This is a genomic window from Falsiroseomonas sp. E2-1-a20 (assembly GCF_051433195.1).
In the GTDB taxonomy this organism is placed as follows: domain Bacteria; phylum Pseudomonadota; class Alphaproteobacteria; order Acetobacterales; family Acetobacteraceae; genus Falsiroseomonas.
The window spans coordinates 210,905-236,535 of record NZ_JBHMFT010000001.1 but is presented as its reverse complement, the minus strand read 5'-3'; the positions used below and the strand labels follow the sequence as shown (position 1 = coordinate 236,535).

The following is a 25,631-nucleotide window of genomic DNA, read 5'->3' as shown; positions in this document are numbered from 1 at the left end:
TCATGCGGCAATTCGCCCGGATCACGCTGCCCCTGGCCGGGCTGAACTTCGTCAACCAGGCGTCGCGCACCATGATCGCGACGCTCGGCCCGTTGCTGGCGCTGGAATTCGCGCTGTCCGCCAGCGAGTTGGGCCTGCTGGCCGCGATGTTCTTCGCGGCCTATGCGGCGGCGCAGTTGCCGGTCGGGCTCGCCATCGATCTGTGGGGCGCAAGGCGGGTGCAGGCCGTGCTGGCGCTGGTCGCGGCCACCGGCTTCCTGCTGTGCGCCCTGGCCACCGGCACCTTCGGGCTTGCGCTCGGCCGGGTGGTGACGGGGTTCGGAATCTCGGCCGGGCTGATCGCCATGCTGAAGGTCAACACGCAGTGGTACCCGCGCGACCGCGTCGCCGGGATGACCGGCTATGGTGTCCTGGTCGGCTCCTTCGGCAGCATCGCCGCGACGGTGCCGGTGGCGCTGCTGGTGCCGGAGATCGGCTGGCGCGGCATTTTCGGGCTGCTGACCGCGATGTCCGTTGGCGTCAGCCTGTGGATCTGGATCTCGGTGCCGGATCGCGGGCCGGGGGCAGCTTCCCCGCCGAAGCGGCGGCTGGGGCAGGAGATCGGCGAGTTCGGCCGCATCTTCCGCCACCCGGCCTTCCTGCGCTTCGCGCCCTCCGTCGCGCTGCTCTCGGCGCTGAACTTCACCTACCAGGGGCTCTGGGCCGGGCCGTGGCTGCGCGACGTGGGACAGCAAGCGGAGGCGGCGCGGGCCCTGCTGCTGCTGTGCTACGCCGCCGGGCTGATGGTGGGCAGCGCCGGCACCGGCCAGCTCGCCTCCCTCCTGCAACGCCGCGGGCACCACCCGATGCTGGTGCCGTGGCTCGCCATGGGCGGCATCGCGCTGGTGCAGGTCCTGCTGATCGCGCAGCCGCCGCGCGGGATGGTGGCGCTCGGGCTGGTCTGGTTCGCCTTCGCGCTGTGCGGCGCCGCCGGCCCCTCCGGCTATGCCGCCATCGGCCAGCGCTTCGGTGCGGAACTGGCGGGGCGGGTCGCCACCGCCATCAACGTGACGATGCTGGTGCTGGTGTTCCTGCTACAGAATGCCATCGGCTGGATCCTCGACCTCTGGCCGACCGGCGCGGATGGCGGCTGGAATACGGCCGGATATGGCTGGGCCCTGGCGATGACGCTGGCGCTGCAGGCCGTGGCCGGCTGGCGGATGCTGCGGCCGGAATGAGCAAGGGAACGCGACAGGTGGAACGACTGATCGAATCGGTGCTGTCGCGCTTCCGGGTGGAGGATGGCAAGGCCTTCCACCTGAAGGACCACCGCCCGGACGACACCGCCGGCCTCGAGATGAAGAAGAAGGAAGCCGCCGAGCAGTTGCAGCGCGGGGTCGACTACCTCGCGACGCAGCAGGACATGCTGTACGCGCAGGATCGCTGGGCGGTCCTCTGCATCTTCCAGGCGATGGACGCCGCGGGCAAGGACGGCGCCATCAAGCACGTCTTCTCCGGCGTCAATCCGCAGGGCTGCCACGTGACGTCCTTCAAGGCACCGAGCGCAAACGAGCTGGACCACGATTTCCTCTGGCGCCACGTCACTGCCATGCCCAGCCGCGGCACCATCGGCATCCACAACCGGTCCTGGTACGAGGAAGTGCTGGTGGCGCGCGTGCATCCGGCCATCGTCGAGTCGCAGAAGCTGCCGCCGAAGCTGCTGACCAAGCGCATCTGGGACGAGCGGCTGGAGGATATCGCCGCCTTCGAGCGCTACCTCGGCCGGCAGGGCGTGGTGGTGCTGAAGTTCTTCCTGCATGTCAGCCCGGAGGAACAGCGCGAACGCTTCCTGAAGCGGGTCGCGGAGCCGGAGAAGCACTGGAAGTTCAGCGCCAACGACGTCTCGGAGCGCAAGCACTGGGACGCCTATCACGCCGCCTACGAGGCCGCGATCCGCGCCACCGCCACGCCCGACGCGCCCTGGTACGTGGTGCCGGCGGACCGCAAGTGGTTCACCCGCCTGGTGGTCGCCGCCGCCATCGCCAAGGCGCTGGAGGATCTAGCCCTGCACTATCCGGTAGTGACCGACGCCCAGCGCCGCGCCCTGGTGCAGGCGCGCGAGGATCTCGGCGCCTGATCGGCCGCCGCCTCCTGCTCGGCGCGCCGCTGCTCGCGGGCTGCTCGCCGACCGACCTGGCAAATGCGTTCACGCCCCGCCGCGGCAGCATGCTGGTGCCGGACCTGGCCTATGGCCCCCTGCCCCGCCACCGGCTGGACCTGACCCTGCCGCCGATGCCGGGGCCGGAGACGCCGCTGGTGGTGTTCTTCCATGGCGGCGGCTGGGAGACCGGCAGCCGCAAGGACTACGCCTTCCTCGCCCGCACCCTGGCGGTGCGCGGCATCGCGGTGGCGGTGCCGGACTACCGGCTGTGGCCTGAGGCACGCTGGCCGGATTTCGTCGAGGATGCGGCGCTCGCCATGCGCTGGCTGCGGACCGCGCCGCAGGTCCCGCGCGGGCCGGCCTATGCCATGGGCCATTCGGCCGGCGGATTCCTGGCGGCATCGCTGGCGCTGGACCCGGGCTGGGGCGTGCAGCCTGGCCTCGCCGGCGGCATCCTGCTGGCCGCGCCGATCTGGTGGCAGCCGGACTACGAGCCGATCATCAGCATCTTCGCCGAGGCGCCCGGTGGCCTGATCCAGGCGACGCCGGACCGCGCCACCCTGGCCGGCGCGCCGCCGATGCTGCTGCTGCACGGGCTGGCGGATACGGTGGTCGGGCCGTTCCACACCCGCGAGCTGACGGCGGCGCTCCAGGCCGCCAGCCGGCCGGTGCGGGCGCAGCTGTATGAGGATGTCGGCCATATCGGCATCATGGCCGCCCTCGCCGCGCCGCTGCGGACCATCGGCCTGGCGGCGGCGCCGGTGTACCGGGAGGTGCTGGACTTCGTCGGCATCCCGGCGGGGTAGCGCGAAACACCCGAAACGAAACATCGATCGCGGGCGGCCGACCTGGGGGATAGGGTGCATCACCCCGGAAGGTGCATCGCCATGCAATGGAACGCGCTGCAGAATGCCGCCAAGGCCAAGGGCCAGCTCGTCTTCGCCATGAACCAGGCGCAGACGCCGGCGATGACCCAGCCGGGGCCCTGGGGCACCTCCACCGACGGCTACTGCATCGGCCTCGCCGCCACCTGGATCTCCCTGCAATACCAGGCGAAGAACTTCCCGTTCGATGGCGCCAAGGTCTGCGACAACCCGCCGTGGAAATCCACCATGTCGCAGACGCTGTCAGACGGCACGCTCGCCGCCAGATGGCTGGACTACTGGACCGCCGCCACCGGCCCCTTCCAGATGACGCTGTCGGACGGGCTGAAGGCGAGGCGGGCCACGATGCTGACCGGCGGCTTCATCCGTTCCATCGCCGCCAAGGCCTATGGTTGCTACGGCATCACCGTGACGGGCACGGGCGGCAGCCACGCCATCGCGCTGCGGCACGGGCGGGACAACCGCTTCCACTTCTTCGATGCCAATAATGGGCACTTCGTGGTGCGGGACCACACGCTGATCGCAGCCTTCCTGGACAAGTACTGGAAGGACAGCGGCTACGCGAACACCTTTCTGGAGTCGACCGCCGCCATCGTCGGCATCCGGCCGCCGATTCAATAGGCGGCGCCGCGCCGGGCAGCTCTGCCGTCGTCCGCCCGCCCAGGGTGAAGGTGCCGCTGACCGGCACCTGCATCGGGGCCATATCGTTCAATCCGGTCGAGGCCGATCAACCGCGTCCCGGCTCGCCTCTCAGCCCTCCCCTGCCCCGGCCACCGCGTCCAGCACATGCAGGGAATAGGTCAGCGCCGCCCCGGCATTGACGGCGATGGCGACGCCGAGCGCCTCCGCGATCTCCTCCCGGCTCGCGCCTGCCGCCTTGGCCTTGCGGGCGTGGGCGTCGATGCAGCCCTGGCAGCGGGTGGTGACGGCAACCGCGATGGCGATCAGCTCGCGGGTCTTGGCGTCCAGCAGCTTCGTGGTCGAGGCCGCCCGGCTGAGCGCGCCGAAGCCCTTCACCACCTCCGGGTGCAATTCCTTCAGCTCCCGGCCGCGGTCGCGCAGCCCGGCGCTGTAGCTGTCCCAGTCCTCGATCCGCGTATCGGTGGTCATCGTTCGTCCTTCCGGTCCAGAAGACCGTTCAAAAAGAAAGGTGCCTCCCCTGCGGGAGACACCTTCCGGATATGCCTGGCGTCGGGTGGCGGAGCCTACTCCGCCGTCTCCGGCTCCTTCTCCGCCTCGCCGTCGCCGCTGTCCTCCGGCTTGGGCAAAGCGGGCGGGGCGGCCTCGAAATAGTCGAAGACCAGCGCGCCGTCCTTGAGGCCGACCTTCACCGAGCCGCCCTTGACCAGCTTGCCGAACAGCAGCTCCTCCGCCAGCGGCTTCTTCACCACCTCCTGGATCACGCGGCCGAGCGGGCGTGCGCCATAGAGCGGATCGTAGCCACGCTCGGACAGCCATTCCCGCGCCGCGGAGGACAGTTCGATCGTCACGTTGCGATCGGCCAACTGGGCCTCAAGCTGCATGATGAACTTGTCCACCACCCGGGCCACGATCTCCGGCGTCAGGCCGCCGAAGCCGATCACCGCGTCCAGCCGGTTGCGGAATTCCGGCGTGAACAGGCGCTTGATGGCGTCCTCATCCTCCCCGGTGCGCTTGTCGCGCCCGAAGCCGATGCTGTTCTTCGCCATGTCGGAGGCGCCGGCATTGGTCGTCATGATCAGGATGACGTTGCGGAAGTCGACGGTCTTGCCGTTGTGGTCCGTCAGCTTCCCGTGGTCCATCACCTGCAGCAGGATGTTGTACAGGTCCTGGTGCGCCTTCTCGATCTCATCGAGCAGCAGCACGCAATGCGGATGCTGGTCGATGCCATCGGTCAGCAGGCCGCCCTGGTCGAAGCCGACATAGCCCGGCGGCGCGCCGATCAGCCGGCTGACGCTGTGCCGCTCCATGTATTCCGACATGTCGAAGCGGATCAGCTCGATGCCGAGCGTCTTGGCCAGCTGCTTCGCCACCTCGGTCTTGCCGACGCCGGTCGGGCCGCTGAACAGGTAGTTGCCGATCGGCTTCTCCGCGTCGCGCAGGCCGGCACGGGACAGCTTGATGGCGGCCGACAGCGCGTCGATCGCCTTCTCCTGCCCGAAGACCATGGACTTCAGGTCGCGCTCCAGGTTCCGCAGCGTCTCCTTGTCGTCCGAGCTGACGGATTTCGGGGGAATGCGGGCGATCTTCGCCACGATCTCCTCGACATCCTTCAAGGTCACCGTCTTCCGGCGCTTGCCCTCCGGCAGCAGCATCCGCGACGCACCGACCTCGTCGATCACGTCGATCGCCTTGTCCGGCAGCTTACGGTCATGGATGTACTTGGCGGAAAGCTCCACCGCCGCGCGGATCGCCTCCGGCGTGTAGCGGACCTTGTGGTGCTTCTCGTAGTTGGTCTTGAGGCCCTGGAGGATCTTCACCGCGTCTTCCAGGTTCGGCTCGTTGACGTCGATCTTCTGGAAGCGCCGCACCAGGGCGCGGTCCTTCTCGAAGTGCTGCCGGTATTCCTTGTAGGTCGTGCTGCCGATGCAGCGCAGCGTGCCCTGGGCCAAAGCGGGCTTCAGCAGGTTCGAGGCATCCATGGCGCCGCCGGAGGTCGCCCCGGCGCCGATCACGGTGTGGATCTCGTCGATGAACAGGATGGAGCCGGGCTGCTGCTCCAGCTCATTCACCACGGCCTTCAGGCGTTCCTCGAAGTCGCCACGGTAGCGGGTGCCGGCGAGCAGGCTGCCCATGTCGAGCGCGAAGATGGTGGACTTCGCCAGCACCTCCGGCACGTCGCCCTCGATGATCCGCTTGGCCAGGCCCTCCGCGATGGCGGTCTTGCCGACGCCGGGGTCGCCCACATACAGCGGGTTGTTCTTGGTGCGGCGGCACAGGATCTGGATGGTGCGCTCGATTTCCGAGTCGCGCCCGATCAGCGGGTCGATCTTGCCCGCCTGCGCTTTCTTGTTGAGGTTGACGCAGTAGTTGGACAGCGCGTCCTGGCCGCGGTTGGCCCCGCCGCGGGTCGGCTTCTCCTCCTTCTCCACAGGCTCCTCCGGCGTCTGGGCGCTGCCCTGCACAGGGCGGGACGTGCTGCGGCCAGGCGCCTTGGCGATGCCGTGGCTGATGAAGTTCACCGCATCCAGCCGGGTCATGTCCTGCAATTGCAGGAAATAGACCGCGTGGCTTTCGCGTTCGGAGAACAGCGCGACCAGCACATTGGCCCCCGACACCTCGTCCCGGCCCGAGGACTGGACGTGGATGGCGGCACGTTGGACGACGCGCTGGAAGCCCGCGGTGGGCTTGGCATCGCCGGCACGGTCGGAGACGAGGCCCGCGAGATCCTTGTCCAGGAAATCGGCGAGGTCGCGCTTCAACTTGTCGCTGTCGACGCCGCAGGCACGCAGCACGGTGGCGGCGTCCACGTCGTCGGCCAGGGCAAGCAGCAGGTGTTCGAGTGTCGCGTATTCGTGCCGGCGGTCGTTCGCGAGGCCGAGGGCACGGTGGAGCGTCTGCTCGAGGTTGCGGGACAGCATGGTCTGACGCTCCCTAACGGGTGGCCTGGGTGCTCAACGCAGCACCCCGGCACGGTTTGCCCTCAATGTGGTCATGCCCCTGCTCCGGCGACAGGTCCAGGCTCGCACTTCGTTCGTAGCCGGATCAATGCGAATCGCCGTTACTCGTTCTCGCCATCATTCTTTCTCGATGGTGCATTGCAGAGGGTGCTGGTTCTGCCGCGCCAGGTCCATCACCTGCGTGACCTTGGTCTCGGCGACCTCGTAGGTATAGACGCCGCAGACGCCGACGCCGCGGCGGTGGACATGCAGCATGATGCGCGTCGCCTCGTCCCGCGACTTCTGGAAGAAGCGTTCCAGGACGTGCACGACGAATTCCATCGGCGTGTAGTCGTCGTTCAGCATCAACACCTTGTACATCGCCGGCTTGCGGGTGCGCGGCCGCGCCTTGACCACCACGCCGGTGTTCGGGCCGTCCGATCCGTTGTTCCCCGTATTGCCTTGCCCGGGGCGCTTGTCGCTGTCGCTCATGCCTGCCTTGGTTGCTGATCCCGGCTTGCCGGTCGTTGGTGGCCGGTTGCCGGGTTGCCGGTTGAGGGCGCCTGATACCGTAGGATATCGGAGCGCAGGGCCGCACGGGAAGGGCTTGACGCAATTCTACCCGCGCCAGCGACTATTTGGGTTAACGCAGGCCCCGGGGCCAGGGGCAGGATGCGGGAAAACCGGCATGGCCCACAATGCAGAAGGCCCGCCCCGGTCGCGCCTGCCTTGCGGCAGGACACGACCCGGACGGGCCATCGGCATCTCGGCGACCGGCCCGCGGGCCGGCCGACGTTCAGGCAGCGAAAGGTCAGGCCGCGAGCGGCTTGCCGAACTTCTCGGCGGCCAGCGTCATGCGGGCGGTCAGCGGCGCGCTGGCCTGCTCGGCCAGGCGATAGGCGGCCTCCTGCAGCTTCGCGGTCTCGGCCATCGTGCGCTCCAGCGAGGCCTTGGCGAAGGCGGCCTGGATGTCAGTGGCTTCCTTCAGGCTCTTCACGCCGGACAGCGCCTTGGCGCTTTCCATGGCGTGGTCGGTGATCGCCTGGGACATGGCGAAGTACTGGCGACCGAGGTCCTGCATGCCCGTGGTCAGGGTCTGCGTCGCCTTGGTCATCGCCTCTAGGTTGCCGCGGCTGAACTCGGCGGCCTGCTCGGCGGCCTTGTAGAAGCCCTCGGCGGTCTTGGTGGCCTGCTGCATGCCCTGCTCCATCGTCTCGCGCGCCTTGGCGGCGCCGTCTTCCATCATCTTCCGGGCCGGCTCGGCCTGCGTGTTCATCTGGGCTTCGGCCTGCGCGGCGGCCTGGGTGGCGACGGCGTCGACCAGCGCGATGCCGCGCTTGGCTTCGGTCTTCGCGTCGGATTTGAGTTCTGCGGCCATGTGATCCAGCTCCTCGGTTTGTTGCTCGCCGGCGCAAGCGCCAGTGCGGGAGCCTTCGACCCGGCTCCAGGGCTGTTTTTGCTGCGGTGCAGCACGACCGCCTTCTATCAAGGCATGGCGAGGCGAGGCAAGTGTTTTTTTGCAGTGCAGCATGATCCCGGTGGAACTCATGCGCCCGCAGATCGATGGCGGCGACGGAGTCGCGATGGCAGGCGTGATGCCCAACTACTTGTTGCCACATCATGTTCTGCTTTCGCCCCCGTCGACAAATTGCCCCGAAACTCCCTAGGCTCAACTTCCGGTGGCGCACGGGGGGTGGGCCACACAGGGGGTTGAACGCCATGTCCATCCGGCTCGGGACCCTGGCTGGCCTGGTCACGCTCGCGGCTTGCCTGTTCACCGCCGCTGCGCCCGCCCGGGCGCAGATCGGCAGCGAACGCTACGCCGCCATCGTACTGGACCACCGCACGGGCGGCATCCTTGTCGCCGCCAACGCCGACGAGACGCGGCATCCCGCCTCGCTCACCAAGATGATGACGCTGTACCTGGTGTTCGAGGCGCTGGCCGAAGGCCGCATCGCGCTCAACTCCAGCGTGCCGATCTCGGAGGAGGCGGCGTCCCGCCCCCCCTCCAAGCTCGGCATCCCGGCCGGCGGCAGCGTCACCGTGGAACAGGCGATCCTGGCGCTGGTGACCAAATCCGCCAACGACGTCGCCGCCGCGGTGGGCGAGCTGCTCGGCGGGTCGGAGGAGCGCTTCGGCCAGATCATGACGCAGCGCGCCCGCAGCCTGGGCATGACGCGCACCACCTTCCGCAACGCCTCCGGCCTGCCGGACTGGGACCAGGTGACCACGGCGCGGGACATGGCGACGCTGGGCCGGCGCCTGCTGCTGGATTACCCGGACCGCTACCACTATTTCGGCCGCACCGAGGCCGCCTTCCGCGGCCTGCGCCTGCGCAGCCACAACCGCATGCTGACCAGCTACGACGGCGTGGACGGCATCAAGACCGGCTACATCCGGGCCAGCGGCTTCAACATCGTCACCAGCGCCAGCCGCGACGGCAGGCGGATCGTGGGTGCGGTGTTCGGCGGCAGTTCCTGGGTCGAGCGGGACCAGCACATGACGGCCATGCTGGACCAGGGCTTCGACCGCATCGGCGTCGCGCCGCGGACCGAGATGGCGCAGCCGGCGGCACCGCTGATCCTGCGCAGCGCCCGTGCCGCGCCGGTGCAGCGCAGCGCCCGCGCCGCCGTGGTGGCACCGGCCCGCCAGGCCGGCCGCGCCACCGCGTCCCGCCGCGCACCGGCCCGCACCTCCCGCGCGGCTGCCCGGCAGGCGCCCCGCGCGGGCGCCCGACAGGCTCCGCGCGCCGTGGTGAACCGCCCGGCGTCCCGGGCCGCGGCGCCCGCGGTTCGCACCGCGACGACCCGCACGGCGGCAACGAACCGCAGCGCCGCCCGTACCCCGGTCGCCACGCCGCCGCGCCGCGCCGCCGCGCCGGCCCGCGTCGTGACCCGCAGCAGCATCGCGCCGCGGCGCGCGACGCCGATGCGGCCGCCGCAGCGCCGCTGAGGTCTCCCGGCGCGGCGGTCAGCCTTCAGGCCATGCCGCCCCGCGCCGCCACCGGCCACAGGCACTCCACCCGGCCGCGCCTGACGCCGACATACCAGTCGTAGCGATCCACCGTCGGGTCGCAGTGTCCTGGCACCAGCCGCACATGCTGCCCGAGTCGCGGCAGCGCCGACGGGTCTTCCGCCTTCAGGTTGCCGTGCTCGTCGGAGGCTCCGGTGTAGGTCACGCCCGGGAAGCCATGCACCAGCGGCAGGCCGGAATCGATCGCCACCGCCTTGTGCCCGGCATCGACCACGCAGAAGCCCGGACGCGGGCTGGACATCACCTGGGCCAGCACGAACAGGGATTGCCGGAACGGCGGCGGGTCCTCGTTGCGGCCGTAATCGGCATCCATGAAGGCGTAGGACCCGGCCTGGATCTCGTTCCAGACGCCGGTGGCCAATTCGTTCTGGAAGGTGCCGGTGCCGGCGCCGCCGATGATGGCGCAGTCCAGGCCGCGCTGGCGGAGCTGTTCCACGGTGCGGCGGGTGCCTTCCGCGGCACCGGCGATCGCCTCGGCGCGCGCTTCCGGCGTGCGGCGGTGCTGGGCGTTGCCGTGGTAGGATTGCAGGCCGCCGAAGACCAGGTGCCGGCTGCCGGCGATGCGCTCGGCCAGCGCCACCGCCTCCGGCCCCGGCGTCACGCCGCAGCGGCCGGCGCCGCAGTCGATCTCGACCAGCACCGTCATGCGCAGCCCGGCGTGCTCGGCCGCTTCCTCGATGGCGGCTATCCCGGCTTCGTGGTCGGCGCAGACGGCGACCCTGGCGATGCCGGACAGCGCGGCGAGGCGCGCCAGCTTGCGCGGGGCGATCACCTCGTTGCTGACCAGGATGTCGGTGACGCCGCCCCAGGCCAGCGCCTCCGCCTCCGCCACCTTCTGCACGCACTGCCCGATGGCGCCGCGGCGCATCTGCTGCAACGCGACCACCGGGGATTTGTGCGTCTTGGCGTGGGCGCGCAGCTTCGCGCCGGTCGGCGCGAGGATCGCGGCCATGGTATCCAGGTTGTGTTCGAAGGCATCGAGGTCCAGCAGCAGCGCCGGGGTCTCGACATCCTCCTCGCGCATGCCGGGTTCGGCGGGTGGGGCTTGCAGCATCTTTGTCGGTTCCTCAGTCGGCCAAGGCGGCGGTCAAAGCGACCATGATGGGGTCAATCTCGGAAACATCGTTGTAGCCGTGGAAGCTGATGCGGATACGGCCGCGGCCGTTCCAGGCCAGCACGCCGCGCACCGCCATGGCCGCGACGATGGCGCCGGCGCGTTCATGCGCGATGCAGACGCTGGCACCGTGATGTTCCGGATCGGGCGGGGTCATGCTCCCGATACCGGCCTGCCGCAGCCGGTCCAGCAGCGCCACCGTCAGGCCCTGTACATGGCGCCGCACCGCATCGCGCTCAAATCGGGAAAAATGGTCCAGCGCGGCGTGCAGCGCGTAGGCCGGCGCATGCGCCGGGTTGCCGCGGGTGAAGACCCCGGCATCGGGCCGCAGCACCAGCTTCCCGGCATAGTCGGGGCGCGGGCCGGTGACGATGGAATACCAGCCCGCCGTCGCCTGCGCCCAGCCCGGCTGGCGCGCCCGGTTCCAGTAGGCGATGGCGGTGCCGGTCAGGCCCAGCATCCATTTGTAGCAGGCGGAGAAGGCGAAATCGGCGACCGAGGCCTCGATCGGCAGCCAGCCGCTGGCCTGGGTGAAATCGACCACCAGCAGCGCATCGCCCGCCGCCGTCCGCAGCGCCGGCAGATCGTGCCGCCGCGCATCCAGGTAGGACACCGCGCTGACGGCGACCATCCGCGTCCGCGCATCCACCACCCGCGCCACCTCCGCCGGGTCCGCCATGCGGGCGAAGCGCAGTTCCACACCGCGGCGCATCGACACCGGCGCGACGACGGAGGCGTATTCGTTGCGGTCGAGCACGACGTTGTCGCCCTCCCGCCAGTCCAGGCTCTCGACCAGCAGGGACATGCCCTCTGCCACCGAGGACACCAGCCCGATCTCCTCGGTCGCCACGGACCAGAAGCCAGCGAGCCGGGCGCGCAGGCGCTCGACCTCCGCATCCAGCCTGGCGCGGCCGGCGGGGCCGGTGGATTTGTCCTGTGCGTGGCGCGACAGGGCCATGGCCTGGGCGTGCAGCACGGGCGTCTCGCCGGCGGCGCAGACATGCACGAGGCCGGGCGGGATGTGGAAATCGGCGGGGTTGAAAAGGGGCACGGGTCCTGCCGGGGTTGCGCTTCGGCGGAAGCTTGGCACGGTGCGGCCGACGCGGCGAGAAGCCGGGCGACACGGGAAGACAGCCAGCCATGGATTTTGCCCTGACCGAGCAGCAGGAGGCATTGCGCGAAGCGGTGGCCCGCATCTGCGCCCGCTTCGGCGACGACTACTGGCTGGCGGCGGATCGCGCGCACCGCTTCCCGCAGGAATTCCACGCCGCCATGGCCGCCGATGGCTGGCTCGGCATCTGCATGCCGGAACGCGTCGGCGGCACCGGGCTCGGTGTGACGGAGGCCGCCATCATGATGCAGGAGGTGGCGCAATCCGGCGCCGCCATGTCAGGCGCCTCGGCCATCCACATGAACATCTTCGGCCCGATGCCGGTGGTGGTGCATGGCACCGAAGCGCAGCAGGACCGCATGCTGCCGCCGCTGATCTCGGGCGCCGAGAAGGCCTGCTTCGCGGTGACGGAGCCGAATACGGGGCTCGACACGACGCAGTTGCAGACCTTCGCGGCTCGCAGCAATGCGGGCTACGTTATCACCGGCCAGAAAGTCTGGATCAGCACGGCGCAGGTGGCGGACCGCATGCTGATCCTGGCGCGCACCACGAAACTGGAGAATGTCCGCAAGCGCAGCGAGGGTCTCTCGCTGTTCTACACCAGGCTGGACCGCAGCAAGGTCCAGGTGCGTGAACTCGCAAAAATGGGCCGCCATGCCGTCGATTCGAACGAGCTGTTCATCGATGGGCTGGAGGTGCCGGAGGAAGACCGCATCGGCGAGGAGGGACGCGGCTTCGACTACATCCTGCACGGGCTGAACCCGGAGCGCATCCTGGTCGCCGCGGAGGCCATCGGCATCGGCCACGCCGCCATCGCCCGGGCCTCCGCCTATGCCAAGGACCGGGTCGTATTCGGCCGCCCGATCGGCCAGAACCAGGCGATCCAGCACCCCCTCGCCGCCTGCTGGATGCAGTTGGAAGCGGCACGGCTGATGGTGATGCAGGCCGCCTGGCGCTACGACCAGGGCCTACCCTGCGGCGCGGAGGCGAATGCCGCGAAATACCTGGCGGGGGAGGCCGGGTTCAATGCCTGCCAGCAGGCGGTGATGACCCTCGGCGGCTATGGCTTCGCGCAGGAATACCACGTGGAACGCCTGCTGCGCGAAAGCCTGATTCCGCGCATCGCCCCGGTCAGCCCGCAGCTGGTCCTCTGCTACATCGCCGAGCGGGTGCTCGGTCTTCCCCGGAGTTACTGAATGCTGGCCGAACTCGAAGCCGCTGCGACCCGCCATGAAACGCCCTGCGGCGATGGCCGCATGGTGTGGCGCGTCTGGAACGCGGGCGGCGGCGCACCGGTGATGATGCTGCATGGCGGCAGCGGGTCGTGGCGGCATTGGGTGAAGCAGATCCCGTGGCTGGCGGCAGAGCGCATGGTGGTGGCGCCCGACATCCCCGGCCTCGGCGAAAGTGACGACCCGCCGGAACCGCAGGACCCCGCGACCATCGCGCAGGTGCTGATCGAGGGCCTCGCCGGCATCGTGCCGGACACCTCGCTGATGGACCTGGTCGGCTTCTCCTTTGGCGCACTGACCGCGGGCTTCGTGGCCAAGCTGCTGGCGCCCCGGCTGCGCAGCGTCACCATCTGCGGGGCCGGCGCGCTGGGCACGCCGCGCAGCCCGGTCAGCATGATGAAGGTGCGCGACAAGACCGGCGCGGCGAAGGTGGAGGCGCATCGCCACAACCTGGCCAGCCTGATGTTCGGCGACCCGTCCCGGATCGACGCGCTGGCGCTGGAGATCCAGGAGATCAACTCGAATGGTGCGCGGCTGAAAAGCCGGCAATTCGCGCCCAGCGGCAACCTGCGCGACGCGCTGGCCGCGGCGCAGGGCGTGCCGCTCAACGCCATCTGGGGCGAGCGCGACGCCGTCGCCTGGCCCAACCTGCATGAGCGGGTGGATGCGCTGCACGGCGCCCGGCCGGATGCCCGCATCGCCGTGGTCCCCGGTGCCGGGCATTGGGTGGCCTATGAGGCGGCGGCGGAGGTGGATGCGCTGCTGCGGGATTGGCTGCGGCGGGGGGACTGAACCAGACGCCTCCGCAACCGTTGGCACGTCCAACAACAGGAGTGCGTCGCATGGGTGTCTTCAGCTCGATCATGTCCAAGATCTTCGGCAAGCGCACCGCGCAGGCCGCGGAGACACCGGCCGCCGATGGGGCCCCGACGCCACAGGCGCAGCCCGACCTCGCCACCATGGCGCCCGGCACGACGCCGGCCGCGCCCACCGCGCCGGTGGATGTCGAGGAAATCCTGGCCGGCATGGCGGAGCAGAACCCGCAGAAGCTGGACTGGCGGCATTCGATCGTGGACCTGATGAAGCTGCTCGGCCTGGATTCGTCCCTGGAGCAGCGGAAGGAGCTGGCGCGGGAGCTGGGCTATTCCGGCGACACCAGCGATTCCGCCGCGATGAACATCTGGCTGCACCGCCAGGTGATGACGAAGCTGGCCGAGAATGGCGGGCGCGTGCCGGATTCGCTGCGCGGCTAGAGAATTTTCAAGTCGGGCGGATACGCCTGACGGCTCGGAAAATGCGCCAAATCAAAAGCCAGGGCGGTTTCACCTGTGCATGGCACAGGTGAAACCGCCCTAGCCCATCCGCTCCCGGTACCGGGCGCCCCAGCCCTCGCCGCGTACCCAGGCCAGGAAGTTGTCCCGGCCTGGCGCCTGCCCGGTCACGGCGCAGACGCTGCGCCAGGCGAGCGCGTGCATGCAGGAGGTGACCGGCGCATCCCCGACGAAGGGCTGGCCCAGGATGGGCCCCAGCGTCGGCATCCCCGTGCCCAGCATCGCCACCGCCTGGACCCGGCCGGATGGCATGGCCGCGAGCGCCGCCGCGGCGCCGGCCGCGGACATCGCGTAGATCGGGTGGAAGCTGCCATCGGCCATCGCGCCGCGGGACACCGCCGCCACATCGAAGCCGCGCGCGGTCCAGTAGGTTGTCGCGGCCTCCGTCAGGTCGTCCGGATAGGGCGAGACCAGCCCGATCCGCTCCGCCCCGACGGCCTGGAACGCATCCCGCACCGCCAGGGCCGCGGTGATGACGGGGATGCCGAGCGCATCCTGCATCCGCGCCACCAGCGCATCCTCCTCCGCCACGCCGGAGTAGTAGCTGGCACCGGTGCAGGCGAAGGCGAGCGTGCCGATCGGCGCATTGGCGAATTGCGCCGCGGCGCCCGGCAGGTCCCGCAGATAGTCCAGCAGGCGCGCGACGATGCTGGGCTTCGTGCTGGTCAGCCGCGCATTCAGCATGGCGATGCCGGGCGGCCAGAGGATGGCGAATTCCGGCTCCACCGTCGTGTTGGCCTGCGGCGTCAGTACGCCGACCAGGCCGCGCGGGGCGTATTCGACGGTCATGGCATTCGCGGTCCCTGGCTGCATGGCGAAGGTTTGCCTGCCCCGCGGCATCGGCGCTAGGTTTCGCGCTTCCCGCCGCCGGAACCCACGCCATGCGCCGCCGCCACCTGCTGACCTTGATACCCGGCGCGATTGCGACGCCGAGCCTGGCGCAGGCCCAGCCGGCCTGGCCGTCGCGGCCGGTGCGGATGGTGGTGCCCTTCCCGCCCGGCGGCACCACCGATTTCATCGCCCGCCTGGTCGGACAGCGGCTGGCCGTGGTGCTTGGCCAGTCCTTCGTGGTGGAGAACCGCGCCGGCGCCGGCGGCACGGTCGGTTCCGACCATGTGGCGAAGAGCCCGCCGGACGGCCACACGCTGATCGTGTCCAACATCGCCAGCTTCGGCGTCGGGCCAAGCGTCTATCCCGCCATGCCCTATGATTCCGTCCGTGATTTCGCGCATGTGGCGCTGCTGGCCGAAATCCCCTCCGTGCTCGCGGTGAACGTCGCCAGCCCGATCCGCGACCTGGCGCAGTTCATCGAGGCGGCGAAGGCACGGCCCGGCCTCGCGGTGGGCTCGCCCGGCAACGGCACCTCCTCCCACGCGAAGCAGGCGATCCTGCAACGCTCCGCCGGCATCGAGACGACGCATGTGCCCTATCGCGGCAGCGGCCCGATGATGAACGACGTCGCCGGCGGGGCGCTGGAATCCATGATCACCACGCTGGTCGAGGCCGGGCGCAACGAGCGCTTCCGGCTGCTGGCCGTGACCGCTGAGGCCCGCGTGCCAGGCTGGCCGGACCTGCCGACCTTCAAGGAACTCGGGCATCCTGACCTGGTCGCCTCCACCTGGTTCGGCCTGTCCGCCGCCGCCGGAACGCCCGCCCCCATCGTGGCGCGGCTGAATGCGGAGGTGCTGGCCGCGCTGGCAACGCCCGAGATCACGGCGCGGCTGGTCGAGACCGGTGCCACGCCGCGGCGCATGACCGCGCCGGAGTATTCGGACTTCGTCGCCGCCGAGGTGCGGCGCTGGGCCGCCGTGGTGCAGGCGGCGGGCATCCGCGTCGGCTGATGCCGGACCGCGACAAGGCGCCGGACCCGCCGCCGCGCACACCGGCGCAGCAGGCGCGCGAGGCCCGGCTGGCGGCCGCGCTGCGGGAGAACCTGCGCCGGCGCAAGGCCCAGGCGCGCGCGCGTGCCGATGTGCCGCCGGATCCGCCCGAGAAGGCCAAGCCCGCGCCGGAGGACAAGCCCGGGTCGTAATGGACCTGACATGCCGGCTGGGCTAGACGGCGATCCCCGACGACGCGCAAGGCTCGCCCCGCCCATGTCCATCATGCCCGACACCTGGATCCGCCGCATGGCGCAGGAGACGGCGATGATCGAGCCGTTCGTCGAAAGCCAGCGGCGTGAGGGCGTGATCTCCTACGGCCTGTCCTCCTACGGCTACGATGCGCGGCTGGCCGACGAGTTCAAGATCTTCACCAACGTCGACAATGCGGTGGTGGACCCGAAGGTGTTCTCGGACCAGGGCTTCGTGACGCGGCGCGGCGAGACCTGCATCATCCCGCCGAACAGCTTCGTGCTGTGCCACACCATCGAATACTTCCGCATCCCGCGCGACGTGCTGGTGATCTGCCTCGGCAAATCCACCTATGCGCGCTGCGGGCTGATCGTGAACGTCACGCCGCTGGAGCCCGAATGGGAAGGCCAGGTGACGATCGAGATCAGCAACACCACCCCCCTGCCCGCCCGCATCTACGCCAACGAAGGCATCTGCCAGTTCCTGTTCCTGCAGGGCAGCGCGCCGCCGGAGGTCAGCTACGCGGACCGCAAGGGCAAGTACATGCGCCAGCGCGGCGTCGCCTTGCCGAAGCTGTAGGCACGGCCGAAGAAGATGGGTGCCGAAGCCCTCTCCACCCGCAGGGGGGAGAGGGAGATACTCCAGTAGCTCGATAGGACCACGCATGGACCGCATCCGCATCCGTGGCGGCAAGCCGCTATCGGGCAACATCCCGATCGGCGGCGCCAAGAACGCGACGCTGCCGCTGATGGCGGCCGGACTTCTCTCCGACGGCCCGCTGGTGCTGGAGAATGCGCCGGACCTGGCGGATATCGCCACCATGCGCGCCCTGCTGTCCCAGCACGGCATGACGGTGGACCACGACAAGCCCGGCCGCCGCCTGGTGCTGTCCGGTACCGCGAACAACCTGGAGGCGCCCTACGACCTGGTGCGCAAGATGCGCGCCTCCGTCCTGGTGATGGGCCCGCTGGTGGCGCGCTTCGGGGAGGCGCGGGTCTCGCTGCCCGGCGGCTGCGCCATCGGCACGCGGCCGGTGGATTTGCACATCAAGGGCCTGGAGCAGATGGGCGCCGTCTTCGACCTGGAAGGCGGCTACATGCATGCGAAGGCGCCCGGCGGCCTGAAGGGCGCCACCATCATCTTCCCGCAGGTCAGCGTCGGCGCCACCGAGAACCTGCTGATGGCCGCGACGCTGGCCGATGGCGTGACGGAACTGGTGAATGCGGCGCGGGAGCCCGAGATCGGCGACCTCGCCATGTGCCTGATGCGCATGGGCGCGCGGATCGAGGGCATCGGCACCGACCGCCTGGTGGTGGAGGGCGTGAAGACGCTCGGCGCCGCCACCCACCCGATCATCCCGGACCGCATCGAGGCCGGCACCTACGCCTGCGCCGCGGCCATCACCGGCGGCACGGTGCTGCTGGAGGGCGCGCGCATGGTCGACCTTGGCGCCGTGGTGCGGACCATGCGGGAATGCGGGGTGGACGTGGCGGAGGAAACCGCCGGACTGCGCATCACCCGCCGCAACGGCCTGCGCGGCGCGGACGTGATGACCGAGCCCTTCCCCGGCTTCGCCACCGACATGCAGGCGCAGTTCATGGCGCTGATGTGCGTGGCGGAAGGCGCCAGCATGATCACGGAGACGATCTTCGAGAACCGCTTCATGCATGTGCCGGAGCTGACCCGCATGGGTGCCCGCATCAAGTACCACGGCCAGTCCGCCATCGTGCGCGGCGTGCCGAAGCTGTCCGGCGCGCCGGTGATGGCGACGGATCTGCGCGCCTCCGTCTCCCTGGTGCTGGCCGGGCTGGCGGCGCAGGGGGAGACCATCGTGAACCGCGTCTACCACCTGGACCGCGGCTACGAGGCGCTGGAGCGCAAGCTTTCGGCGGTGGGTGCGGAGATCGAGCGGGTCTAGCTCTCCGCCCTCAGAACGAAACGCAGCTTCTCCGAAAGCTCCTGGCGCCGGTAGGGCTTGCTGAGCAGCACCACGCCCGGGTCCAGCCGGCCGTGATGCACCACGGCATTTTCCGTATAGCCCGAGGTGTACAGCACGCGCAGCGTCGGCCGCAGCAGCAGCGCGGAGGCCGCAAGCTGCGGGCCCGACATGCCGCCGGGCATCACCACATCGGTGAACAGCACATCCACCGGCGCATCGCCCCGCAGCACCTCCATCGCCTCCTGCCCATTGGCGACGGCCCGCACGCGGTAGCCCAGGTTGCCGAGTTCACCGGCGACATGCGCGCGCACCATGGCATCGTCCTCGACCACCAGCACGCTTTCATCGCCGCGCTGCGACCTGGCCCGGGGGACGGGGAGGCGCGGCGCCGTGCCCTCGGCGGCGCGCGGCAGGTACAGCTTCACGGTGGTGCCCTGGCCGGGCTCGGAGTAGATCCGGATGTGGCCCTGCGACTGCTTGACGAAGCCGAACACCATGCTGAGGCCGAGGCCGCTGCCGCGGCCGAATTCCTTGGTGGTGAAAAACGGCTCGAACACCTGCGCCAGCACCTCGGGCGTCATGCCGCAGCCGGTGTCGGTCACGGCGATCGCGACGTACTCGCCGGCCGCCACCTCCTCATGCTGCGCGGCATAGGCGGCATCCAGCAGGGCTGACGCCGTCTCCACCGTCAGCCGGCCGCCCTGCGGCATCGCGTCGCGCGCATTGAGCACCAGGTTCAACAGCGCCGCCTCCAGCTGCGCCGGGTCGACCAGCGCCGGCGGGAGATTCGTTGCCAGGTCGAAGCGGCACTCGATATGCTCGCCGAGCGTGCGGCGCAGCAGCACCTCGACGCGGCGCAGCTCGCTGCCGACATCGGTGGGCCGCGGATCGAGCGGCTGGCGGCGGGCGAAGGCCAGCAGGCTGCGCGTCAGGTCGCCGCCCCGTTCCGCCGCCAGCCGTGTGGTCTCCGCCAGTTGCAGCAGGTCCGGGTCGTGCTCCAGCTGTTCGGCGAGCAATTCGGCGCTGCCGAGGATCACGGTCAGCAGGTTGTTGAAATCATGCGCCAGCCCGCCGGTCAGCTGGCCCACCGCCTCCATCCGCTGCGCCTGCAGCAGCTTGCGGTTCAGGTCGGCGATGGCGTCCCGCTGGTGCTGCAGCGAATCCGCGCTGCGGTTCAGCACGGCCATCAACCCGCCCAGCTCGCCGCCCGGAAAGGGCGGGGCGATCCGCGCCGCCAGGTCACCCTGGCCAAGCCGCCAGGCCATCGCGGAGATGCGCCCGACCTCCCGCCTGATCCCCAGCTCCCCGATCAGCCACACGGCGATGGCGAGGCCGAGCGAGACGGCGGCCAGGATCACCAGATCCTGCCGCAGCCGCCGATCCGCCTGCGCCACCAGATCCTGCCGCTTCTGGCCGACCAGCACGCGCAGGCCGGACCCTTCGGTCAGCGGGGCGGTGCCGGCGGCCCAGATGCGGACCTGGCCATCCTCGCCGCGGACCTCCCAGGTCGGGCGCCGATCCTCCCCGGATGCGAAGCGCGCGACTTCGCCGGCCAGCACTCGGTCGGGCGATCCGCCACGCGCCACCATCTGCTCCGTCCAGACCAGCGCCACCCCGTCCGGGCCGACCAGCAGGATCTCCTCGCCGGGTTGCAGCCGGTTGGCGTGGTCCTGCACAAGGGTGACGAGGTTCAGCGAGGCGAGCAGGACGAAGGACAGGTCGCCGGCCGCATTGCGTGCCGGGAACGCAACCTGGAGCACCGAGAGGCCGGTCAGCCGCCCGAAGGCCGGCTGCAGGACCACGCCGCGTTCCGTCAGCAGTGCCTCCTGGAAATAGCGGCGGTCCCGCAGGTCGAGCTGCCGGCCGGTCTGCAATGAGTCGCAGACCAGCCGGCCCTCCGGGTCGATGGTCAGCAGGCCGGTGAATTGCTGGTACTGTTCGCGCACCGCCGACAGGAAGGCGGAACAGGCGGCGGGCTCGGGCTCCGCCAGGTCGCGCGCCCGCGCCAGGCCGAACAGCAACTGGCTGGCGCCCATGATGCGGTCATCGAGATCGAGCGCCACGACCCCGGCGGCGGAGACCAGGCGCGAGGTGGCGGAGTCGATCTGCGCCTGGCGTTCCTGGAGGAAGCGGAAGCCAACGAGCAGCGCCGGGACCAGCGTGGCGACGGCGACCAGCCACAGCAGGCGGGCGCGGATGCTCATGCCAGGATCATCGAGCCAGCCCCTGCGGCTGGCGGATGGGCCAGCCCTTCCCCCGGTCCGTCGGGGCCGGAAGGGCACCCTTCGGCTGGTCGGCCCCTGACAGGCCTCGCAATCAGACTGAGGTCCGCGTCAGGAATTGACCATCATGCAAGCACCTTGACCCTGGCAGAAAGATCGGTGCCCTGCAATCGGGGGTTGGTCCGGCGTTCAGCCTCGGAACATGCCGCCGCCATCGACGTCGACCACCGTGCCGTTCACATAGGCAGCACGCGGGGAGGCCAGGAACACCGACAGATCGGCGATCTCCGCCGCCTCGATTGGGCGGCCGTAGGGCAGCCCGGTCAGGGTTTCCGCCCAGCGGTCCTCGTCGCCGAACTTCAGCTTCGCATTCACCCGCGCCTGGGTCTCCATCCGCGCCGTGCGGGTGGCGGCGGGGTTGATGCCGAGCACCCGCACGCCGGCCTCCTGCGCCGCGCCACCCAGCGCGGAGGTGAAGGCGATCAGCGCCGCATTGCCGGTGCCGCCGCAGATGTAGCCCATGCGCGGGGCGCGCCCGGCCATGCCGATGATGTTCAGGATGACGCCGGCGCGCTTCGCCTCCATCCCCGGATAGTACAACTGGCACAGATGGATGTAGCCGAGCACCTTGAGGTCCCAGGCCTGCTGCCACCGCGCGAAGGGTATGTCCTGCAGGCGGCCGGAGGGGATGGCGCCGGCGTTGTTCACCAGGATGTCGAGGTCCGGGAAGGCCGCGTGCAGCCCCTCACGCGCCTCGGGTCGGGACAGGTCCGCGGCGTGGGTTTCCACCCGGACCTGCGCGGTGCCACGCACCGCATCGGCGGCGCTGGCCAAGGTAGCGGGGTCGCGCCCGGCCAGGATGATGTCACAGCCCTCCCGCGCGAAGGCTTCGGCACAGGCCAGGCCGATGCCCTTCGATCCACCCGTGATCAGCACGCGGCGGCCGGCGAGGGAGAGGTCCATGCTCAGACCTCCATCTCGATCAGGAACGGCCCGTCCTGCGACAGGCTCTGCTGCAGAAGGTCGGCGACACCTTCCAGCGTCGTCGTCCGCGCCGCCGCCACGCCCATGCCGCCGGCCAGCTTCACCCAGTCGAGGTTCGGGTTGCCGAGGTCCAGCATGTCCATCGCCGTGCGGCCGGGGTTGGCACCGACGCCCTGGTACTCGCCGATCAGGATGGCGTATTTCCGGTTCGAGATGATGATGGTGGTGACCGGCAGCTTTTCGCGCGCCTGGGTCCACAGGCCCTGCAGGGTGTACATCGCGGAGCCATCGGCCTGCAGGTTGATGACGCGGCGGCCGGGGGCGCCGATCGCGGCGCCGGTCGCCAGCGGGATGCCGCAGCCGATGGCGCCGCCGGTGATGTGCAGCCAGTCATGCGCCGGCGCGGCGTGGGTGATTTTGTAGAAGCCGCGGCCGAAGGAGACCGATTCGTCGGCGATGATGGCGTTGTCCGGCATCAGCGCCGCCAGCGTCTGCGCCAGCCCCTCCGGCGTCGGCGTGCCGCGCACCGGCTGTGGGCGCGGGCCAGGGTCGGGGATCGCGGCCTGCGGTGCGCCGAGTTCCTCGGCCAGTGCCGTCAATGCCTGGATCGGGTCGGCCTCGTAGCGCGTCAGCAGCAGGATGTCGGCGTCCTCGCGGTGGTGGCGGGACGGCTTGTTGGGATAGGCGAAGAAGCCGACAGGCGCTTTGCTGTTGACCAGGATGATGGTGGTGTAGGGCTTCAGCGCCTCGATCGCGAGATCGGCCGGATAGGGCACGCGCTCCAGCTGCATGCGGCCCTGGCCGCGCTCGACGCGCGAATTGGACATCTCGGCCAGCACCGCGGCGCCGGTCGCCTGCGCGACGCGCCAGGCCAGTGCCTGCGCCTCCGCCGTCAGGGCCGGGCCGCCGAGCAGGATCAGCACGTCCTTCCGGTCGCGCAGCGCCCGGGCGGCGTTGCGGACCGCGTGCGGGTCCGCCTGCGGCGCGGCCGGCACCGGCAGGCCGGTCGCGGGGCCGCCCGGCGCCTCGTCCCAGCACACGTCCGACGGCAGGATCAGCGTCGCGATCTGGCCCGGCGAGGTGCGCGCCGCCTGCACGGCGGTCGCCGCATCGCGGCCGACATCCTCGGCACGGGCCACGGTACGCGTCCAGGCGGAGACGGCGCGGGCGAAACCCTCGGTATCCGCGGTCAGCTGCGCATCGAGCGGCCGGTGGTAGGTCGCCTGGTCGCCGACGCAATTGACGATGCCGGACCGCGCACGGCGCGCGTTGTGCAGGTTGGACAGTCCGTTCGCCAGGCCCGGGCCGCAATGGAGCAGGGTCACGGCGGGCTTGCCGGTCATGCGCCAATAGCCATCGGCCATGCCGGTGACGACGTTTTCCTGAAGGCCGAGCACGCACCGCATCCCGGGAATGCGGTCCAGCGCCGCGACGAAATGCATCTCGCTGGTGCCGGGATTGGCAAAACAGGTGTCCACACCCGCGGCCAACAGGGTGTGCACCAGACTTTCGGCTCCGTTCACCGGCATCCTCCCGCAACTTGAAGGCCGCAAGGTGCGCGGCGGCGGGATTGGCCGCAAGGGTGGGCGCCCCGATGGTCTGCGGCGGGTTTACGATCGGCCATGTTTTGGCAATGATGACGCGTCCGTGACCGAGGGGGGCCGCGGCAAAGGGGACGACCTGCATGCCGCGTCTGGCCGTGGCGTTTTTCTGCTCGGGCTTTGCAGCCCTGCTGTGCCAGATCGTCTGGCAACGCATGCTCGGCATCTTCGCCGGGTCGGACACCATCTCGGCGGCGCTTGTGGTGGGCGCCTTCCTGGCCGGCCTCGGCCTCGGCTCGCTGCTCGGCGCCTGGCTGGCGGACCGGCTATCGCCCTACCGTGCCCTTCTCGGCTTCGCGCTGGCGGAGGTCGCGGTGGCCGGCTTCGCGCTGGTCTCCAAGTTCTTCCTGTACGACCTGCTGGCGACCGAGCTGGCCGGGGTGGTGGACAGCCCCATCGCCATCTTCGCCCTGTGCTTCATGGGCCTGGTGCTGCCGACCACGCTGATGGGCGCCTCCCTGCCGCTGCTGGCGCGCGCGGTGGCGACCGATCTCGGTTCTGTGGCAGAACGCATTGGCAGCCTCTACGGGCTGAACACGCTGGGCGCCGGGCTGGGCGCGCTGCTCGGCGGCTGGCTGCTGGTCGGCAACCTTGGCTACACCGGATCTCTGGCGCTGGCCGCCGGGCTGGATGTGCTGGCGGCCGCCCTGGCGCTGACGCTGCTGCCGGGCCTGTCCCGCACGAAGCCGGCGCCGGTGGCGCGGAGCGCCGAGGCGCCGCAGGCCGAGCCCTTCGGCAGCCTGCGGCTGTGGTGCCTGCTGGTGTTCCTGTCCGGCTACGTCATCGTGGCGCTGGAGATCGTCTGGGTCCGGCTGATGGGCCAGATCGGGCAGTATCACGCCTACCTGTTCCCCACCGTGCTCGGCGTGTTCCTGCTGGCGGATGGCGCCGGCATCGCCTTCGCCTCGCGCCTGCTGCGCCGCATCCGCGACCCGCGCCCGGCCTTCTTCCTGACCCAGGCGGGCGGCTTCGCGCTGGGCGCGGCGCTGATCCTGCTGATGGTCTGGGCGTTGCCGCATTGGCCGGTGAACCAGTTCGTCTCGCCGGACATGCACCGCCTGCGCGGGCCCGGCCTGCTGACGACGGTGCTGCTGACGCTGGCGGTGGTGGGCCCGCCCTCCTTCCTCATCGGCATGACCTTCCCCTTCGTGCAGCGCGCCGTGCAGCAGGATCTGGCGAGCGTCGGGGCGCGGGTCGGCTGGGTGCAGCTGTCCAACATCATGGGCAATGCGGCGGGGTCGATCCTGACCGGGCTGGTGACCTTCCACCTGATCGGCACGGCCGGAACGCTGCGGCTGCTGGCCGTGCTGTCGGTGCTCCTCATGCTCGGCTGGCTGTGGCGGGAGGGTCGCGGCCGGCGCCCGGAGATCGCCATGGCGGTCGCCTGCGGCATCGCGCTGGTGGCGCTGCCGGGCAATGCGGCGCTGTGGTCGCGCCTGCATGCCGAACGGCCGGGCCAGGTGGTGGACTGGGCGGAGGACCGCTCCGGCGTCGCCTTCTTCCGCGACGACAACCGGCCCGGCTTCGGCCCGCACGGCCCCTTCTTCATCCAGGGCTTCAGCCAGGGGCAGATTCCCTTCCTGCCGATCCACCAGTTCCTCGGCGCGCTGGGCCCGCTGCTGCACCCGGACCCGCAGCGGGTGCTCGCCATCGGCATCGGCTCCGGCGGCACGCCCTGGGCCGCCGGCGTGTCTCCCGCGACGCAGGAAGTCCGCGCCATCGAGCTGGTCGGGCCGGTGCTGACCGCCCATGCCGGCATCGCCACGCGCTACCCGGATGGCCCGATCGCGGAGATGCTGCGCAACCCGCGCTGGCGGCTGGAATACGGCGACGGCCGCCGCGCCCTGTCCAAGGGCGAGACGCAGTACGACGTGATCCAGGCCGATGCGATCCTGCCGGAGGGCTCGCATTCCGGCCTGCTGTATTCGGCCGAGTTCCTCGAACAGGTCCGCCGCCGCCTGGCACCGGGCGGGCTGTATGTGCAGTGGGGCCCGACGCAGCGCGTGGTGGCCACCTTCGCCTCGGTCTTCCCCTACACCAAGCTGCTGATGCCCGGCTCCGTCCTGATCGGCTCCGACAGCCCGATTCCCTACGATTCGGCAGTCCTGGCGCGGCGCTTCGCGGAACCAGCGGTGCTGGCCCACCTGCATCGCGGCAATCGCGGCTTCACCGACTTCGCCGCCCTGTTCGCCGACTCGGCCCTGGTCTGGCGGCCCGGCGCGGAGCGGCCGGAGGCGGCGCTGACCGATGATTTCCCGCGGGACGAATTCTACCTGAACAACGGCGTCACCCACACCCATTCGCTGCGCCGGACCCAGGATCTGCTGGCGCTGGACGGACACTGAGCGCCCGGATGGTGCGGGGTCCGCCCGCGGGATAGTCTCCGGCCG

23 protein-coding genes are annotated in these 25,631 nt (G+C 70.3%); 13 read left to right on the top strand and 10 right to left on the bottom strand.

All coding sequences use genetic code 11. The features are described from left to right. The first annotated feature begins 2 nt into the window (after nt 1-2). The 4 genes from ACFHPP_RS01150 to ACFHPP_RS01135 all read left to right on the top strand — a co-directional run bounded on the left by ACFHPP_RS01150 (nt 3) and on the right by ACFHPP_RS01135 (nt 3,645). Nucleotides 3-1,217 carry an MFS transporter gene (locus tag ACFHPP_RS01150; RefSeq protein ID WP_437161426.1) on the top strand — a complete coding sequence of 405 codons (1,215 nt, stop codon included), beginning with the start codon at nt 3-5 and terminating at the stop codon, nt 1,215-1,217. A gap of 17 nt (nt 1,218-1,234) precedes the next feature. Beyond that, on the top strand, nt 1,235-2,116 hold the full coding sequence (locus tag ACFHPP_RS01145) for a polyphosphate kinase 2 family protein (protein ID WP_437161425.1): 882 nt from the start codon (nt 1,235-1,237) through the stop codon (nt 2,114-2,116). Between the two features lie 89 nt (nt 2,117-2,205). Continuing rightward, on the top strand, nt 2,206-2,946 hold the full coding sequence (locus ACFHPP_RS01140; protein ID WP_437161424.1) for an alpha/beta hydrolase: 741 nt from the start codon (nt 2,206-2,208) through the stop codon (nt 2,944-2,946). 81 nt (nt 2,947-3,027) lie between these two features. Then, nucleotides 3,028-3,645: a YopT-type cysteine protease domain-containing protein gene (locus ACFHPP_RS01135; RefSeq protein ID WP_437161423.1), complete on the top strand. Its 618-nt coding sequence runs from the start codon at nt 3,028-3,030 to the stop codon at nt 3,643-3,645. Nucleotides 3,646-3,774: 129 nt separating this feature from the next. Here the strand turns inward: ACFHPP_RS01135 and ACFHPP_RS01130 are convergent, their stop codons facing one another. From ACFHPP_RS01130 to ACFHPP_RS01115, 4 genes are all read right to left on the bottom strand, one after another. Continuing rightward, a complete protein-coding gene (locus tag ACFHPP_RS01130; protein WP_437161682.1) occupies nt 3,775-4,116 on the bottom strand; it encodes a carboxymuconolactone decarboxylase family protein in 342 nt (113 codons plus the stop codon). 113 nt (nt 4,117-4,229) lie between these two features. Further along, nucleotides 4,230-6,584 (bottom strand): ATP-dependent Clp protease ATP-binding subunit ClpA, encoded by a 2,355-nt coding sequence (gene clpA, locus ACFHPP_RS01125; RefSeq protein ID WP_437161422.1) that lies wholly within the window; start codon nt 6,582-6,584, stop codon nt 4,230-4,232. A 156-nt stretch (nt 6,585-6,740) separates the two neighbouring features. Beyond that, the gene (gene clpS, locus ACFHPP_RS01120; RefSeq protein WP_437161421.1) at nt 6,741-7,094 is read right to left on the bottom strand and encodes an ATP-dependent Clp protease adapter ClpS; all 354 of its coding nucleotides are present in this window, start codon (nt 7,092-7,094) and stop codon (nt 6,741-6,743) included. A gap of 319 nt (nt 7,095-7,413) precedes the next feature. Next, nucleotides 7,414-8,205: a phasin family protein gene (locus ACFHPP_RS01115; protein ID WP_437161420.1), complete on the bottom strand. Its 792-nt coding sequence runs from the start codon at nt 8,203-8,205 to the stop codon at nt 7,414-7,416. 116 nt (nt 8,206-8,321) lie between these two features. Between ACFHPP_RS01115 and ACFHPP_RS01110 the strand changes: the two genes are divergently transcribed. After that, nucleotides 8,322-9,554, top strand: a complete 1,233-nt coding sequence (locus ACFHPP_RS01110) for a D-alanyl-D-alanine carboxypeptidase family protein (RefSeq protein WP_437161419.1) — start codon at nt 8,322-8,324, stop codon at nt 9,552-9,554. Nucleotides 9,555-9,579: 25 nt separating this feature from the next. On the opposite strand, the gene ACFHPP_RS01105 is transcribed toward ACFHPP_RS01110, so the two are convergent. Beyond that, the gene (locus tag ACFHPP_RS01105; RefSeq protein WP_437161418.1) at nt 9,580-10,689 is read right to left on the bottom strand and encodes a DSD1 family PLP-dependent enzyme; all 1,110 of its coding nucleotides are present in this window, start codon (nt 10,687-10,689) and stop codon (nt 9,580-9,582) included. A gap of 13 nt (nt 10,690-10,702) precedes the next feature. Next, nucleotides 10,703-11,800: an aminotransferase class V-fold PLP-dependent enzyme gene (locus ACFHPP_RS01100; RefSeq protein WP_437161417.1), complete on the bottom strand. Its 1,098-nt coding sequence runs from the start codon at nt 11,798-11,800 to the stop codon at nt 10,703-10,705. Nucleotides 11,801-11,889: 89 nt separating this feature from the next. On the opposite strand from ACFHPP_RS01100, the gene ACFHPP_RS01095 reads away from it, so the two are divergent. The 3 genes from ACFHPP_RS01095 to ACFHPP_RS01085 are packed head-to-tail and all read left to right on the top strand — an operon-like array spanning nt 11,890 to nt 14,345. Then, nucleotides 11,890-13,056 carry an acyl-CoA dehydrogenase family protein gene (locus ACFHPP_RS01095; protein ID WP_437161416.1) on the top strand — a complete coding sequence of 389 codons (1,167 nt, stop codon included), beginning with the start codon at nt 11,890-11,892 and terminating at the stop codon, nt 13,054-13,056. Then, nucleotides 13,057-13,884 carry an alpha/beta fold hydrolase gene (locus tag ACFHPP_RS01090; protein WP_437161415.1) on the top strand — a complete coding sequence of 276 codons (828 nt, stop codon included), beginning with the start codon at nt 13,057-13,059 and terminating at the stop codon, nt 13,882-13,884. It begins immediately after the preceding gene. A 50-nt stretch (nt 13,885-13,934) separates the two neighbouring features. Next, nucleotides 13,935-14,345, top strand: coding sequence for a DUF3597 domain-containing protein (locus tag ACFHPP_RS01085; protein ID WP_437161414.1), 411 nt, complete (start codon nt 13,935-13,937; stop codon nt 14,343-14,345). Between the two features lie 99 nt (nt 14,346-14,444). On the opposite strand, the gene ACFHPP_RS01080 is transcribed toward ACFHPP_RS01085, so the two are convergent. Beyond that, a complete protein-coding gene (locus ACFHPP_RS01080) occupies nt 14,445-15,212 on the bottom strand; it encodes a maleate cis-trans isomerase family protein (RefSeq protein ID WP_437161413.1) in 768 nt (255 codons plus the stop codon). 92 nt (nt 15,213-15,304) lie between these two features. On the opposite strand from ACFHPP_RS01080, the gene ACFHPP_RS01075 reads away from it, so the two are divergent. From ACFHPP_RS01075 to murA, 4 genes are all read left to right on the top strand, one after another. After that, the gene (locus tag ACFHPP_RS01075; protein ID WP_437161412.1) at nt 15,305-16,264 is read left to right on the top strand and encodes a Bug family tripartite tricarboxylate transporter substrate binding protein; all 960 of its coding nucleotides are present in this window, start codon (nt 15,305-15,307) and stop codon (nt 16,262-16,264) included. Next, nucleotides 16,264-16,455: a hypothetical protein gene (locus ACFHPP_RS01070; RefSeq protein ID WP_437161411.1), complete on the top strand. Its 192-nt coding sequence runs from the start codon at nt 16,264-16,266 to the stop codon at nt 16,453-16,455. Before ACFHPP_RS01075 ends, ACFHPP_RS01070 begins: the two co-directional genes overlap by 1 nt. Nucleotides 16,456-16,519: 64 nt before the next feature. Further along, the gene (gene dcd / locus ACFHPP_RS01065; RefSeq protein ID WP_304810538.1) at nt 16,520-17,074 is read left to right on the top strand and encodes a dCTP deaminase; all 555 of its coding nucleotides are present in this window, start codon (nt 16,520-16,522) and stop codon (nt 17,072-17,074) included. Between the two features lie 85 nt (nt 17,075-17,159). Beyond that, the gene (gene murA / locus ACFHPP_RS01060; protein ID WP_437161410.1) at nt 17,160-18,413 is read left to right on the top strand and encodes a UDP-N-acetylglucosamine 1-carboxyvinyltransferase; all 1,254 of its coding nucleotides are present in this window, start codon (nt 17,160-17,162) and stop codon (nt 18,411-18,413) included. On the opposite strand, the gene ACFHPP_RS01055 is transcribed toward murA, so the two are convergent. The 3 genes from ACFHPP_RS01055 to ACFHPP_RS01045 form a co-directional block, all read right to left on the bottom strand. Then, nucleotides 18,410-20,638 carry an ATP-binding protein gene (locus ACFHPP_RS01055; RefSeq protein ID WP_437161409.1) on the bottom strand — a complete coding sequence of 743 codons (2,229 nt, stop codon included), beginning with the start codon at nt 20,636-20,638 and terminating at the stop codon, nt 18,410-18,412. The two genes, murA and ACFHPP_RS01055, sit on opposite strands and share 4 nt — an antisense overlap. Nucleotides 20,639-20,845: 207 nt before the next feature. Beyond that, complete coding sequence (locus ACFHPP_RS01050; RefSeq protein ID WP_437161408.1) at nt 20,846-21,619, bottom strand: SDR family oxidoreductase; 774 nt, start codon at nt 21,617-21,619, stop codon at nt 20,846-20,848. Between the two features lie 2 nt (nt 21,620-21,621). Continuing rightward, nucleotides 21,622-23,169 carry an acetolactate synthase large subunit gene (locus ACFHPP_RS01045; protein ID WP_437161407.1) on the bottom strand — a complete coding sequence of 516 codons (1,548 nt, stop codon included), beginning with the start codon at nt 23,167-23,169 and terminating at the stop codon, nt 21,622-21,624. Nucleotides 23,170-23,324: 155 nt separating this feature from the next. Between ACFHPP_RS01045 and ACFHPP_RS01040 the strand changes: the two genes are divergently transcribed. Beyond that, nucleotides 23,325-25,586: a fused MFS/spermidine synthase gene (locus ACFHPP_RS01040; protein ID WP_437161406.1), complete on the top strand. Its 2,262-nt coding sequence runs from the start codon at nt 23,325-23,327 to the stop codon at nt 25,584-25,586. Nucleotides 25,587-25,631 lie beyond the last annotated feature (45 nt).

Coding starts and splice junctions, on each gene's coding strand:
- ACFHPP_RS01150 (WP_437161426.1), top strand. CDS start 3: ATGCGGCAATTCGCCCGGATCACGCTGCCCCTGGCCGGGCTGAACTTC.
- ACFHPP_RS01140 (WP_437161424.1), top strand. CDS start 2,206: ATGCTGGTGCCGGACCTGGCCTATGGCCCCCTGCCCCGCCACCGGCTG.
- ACFHPP_RS01135 (WP_437161423.1), top strand. CDS start 3,028: ATGCAATGGAACGCGCTGCAGAATGCCGCCAAGGCCAAGGGCCAGCTC.
- clpA (WP_437161422.1), bottom strand. CDS start 6,584: ATGCTGTCCCGCAACCTCGAGCAGACGCTCCACCGTGCCCTCGGCCTC.
- clpS (WP_437161421.1), bottom strand. CDS start 7,094: ATGAGCGACAGCGACAAGCGCCCCGGGCAAGGCAATACGGGGAACAAC.
- ACFHPP_RS01110 (WP_437161419.1), top strand. CDS start 8,322: ATGTCCATCCGGCTCGGGACCCTGGCTGGCCTGGTCACGCTCGCGGCT.
- ACFHPP_RS01105 (WP_437161418.1), bottom strand. CDS start 10,689: ATGCTGCAAGCCCCACCCGCCGAACCCGGCATGCGCGAGGAGGATGTC.
- ACFHPP_RS01095 (WP_437161416.1), top strand. CDS start 11,890: ATGGATTTTGCCCTGACCGAGCAGCAGGAGGCATTGCGCGAAGCGGTG.
- ACFHPP_RS01090 (WP_437161415.1), top strand. CDS start 13,057: ATGCTGGCCGAACTCGAAGCCGCTGCGACCCGCCATGAAACGCCCTGC.
- ACFHPP_RS01085 (WP_437161414.1), top strand. CDS start 13,935: ATGGGTGTCTTCAGCTCGATCATGTCCAAGATCTTCGGCAAGCGCACC.
- ACFHPP_RS01080 (WP_437161413.1), bottom strand. CDS start 15,212: ATGACCGTCGAATACGCCCCGCGCGGCCTGGTCGGCGTACTGACGCCG.
- ACFHPP_RS01075 (WP_437161412.1), top strand. CDS start 15,305: ATGCGCCGCCGCCACCTGCTGACCTTGATACCCGGCGCGATTGCGACG.
- ACFHPP_RS01070 (WP_437161411.1), top strand. CDS start 16,264: ATGCCGGACCGCGACAAGGCGCCGGACCCGCCGCCGCGCACACCGGCG.
- dcd (WP_304810538.1), top strand. CDS start 16,520: ATGTCCATCATGCCCGACACCTGGATCCGCCGCATGGCGCAGGAGACG.
- murA (WP_437161410.1), top strand. CDS start 17,160: ATGGACCGCATCCGCATCCGTGGCGGCAAGCCGCTATCGGGCAACATC.
- ACFHPP_RS01055 (WP_437161409.1), bottom strand. CDS start 20,638: ATGAGCATCCGCGCCCGCCTGCTGTGGCTGGTCGCCGTCGCCACGCTG.
- ACFHPP_RS01050 (WP_437161408.1), bottom strand. CDS start 21,619: ATGGACCTCTCCCTCGCCGGCCGCCGCGTGCTGATCACGGGTGGATCG.
- ACFHPP_RS01045 (WP_437161407.1), bottom strand. CDS start 23,169: ATGCCGGTGAACGGAGCCGAAAGTCTGGTGCACACCCTGTTGGCCGCG.
- ACFHPP_RS01040 (WP_437161406.1), top strand. CDS start 23,325: ATGCCGCGTCTGGCCGTGGCGTTTTTCTGCTCGGGCTTTGCAGCCCTG.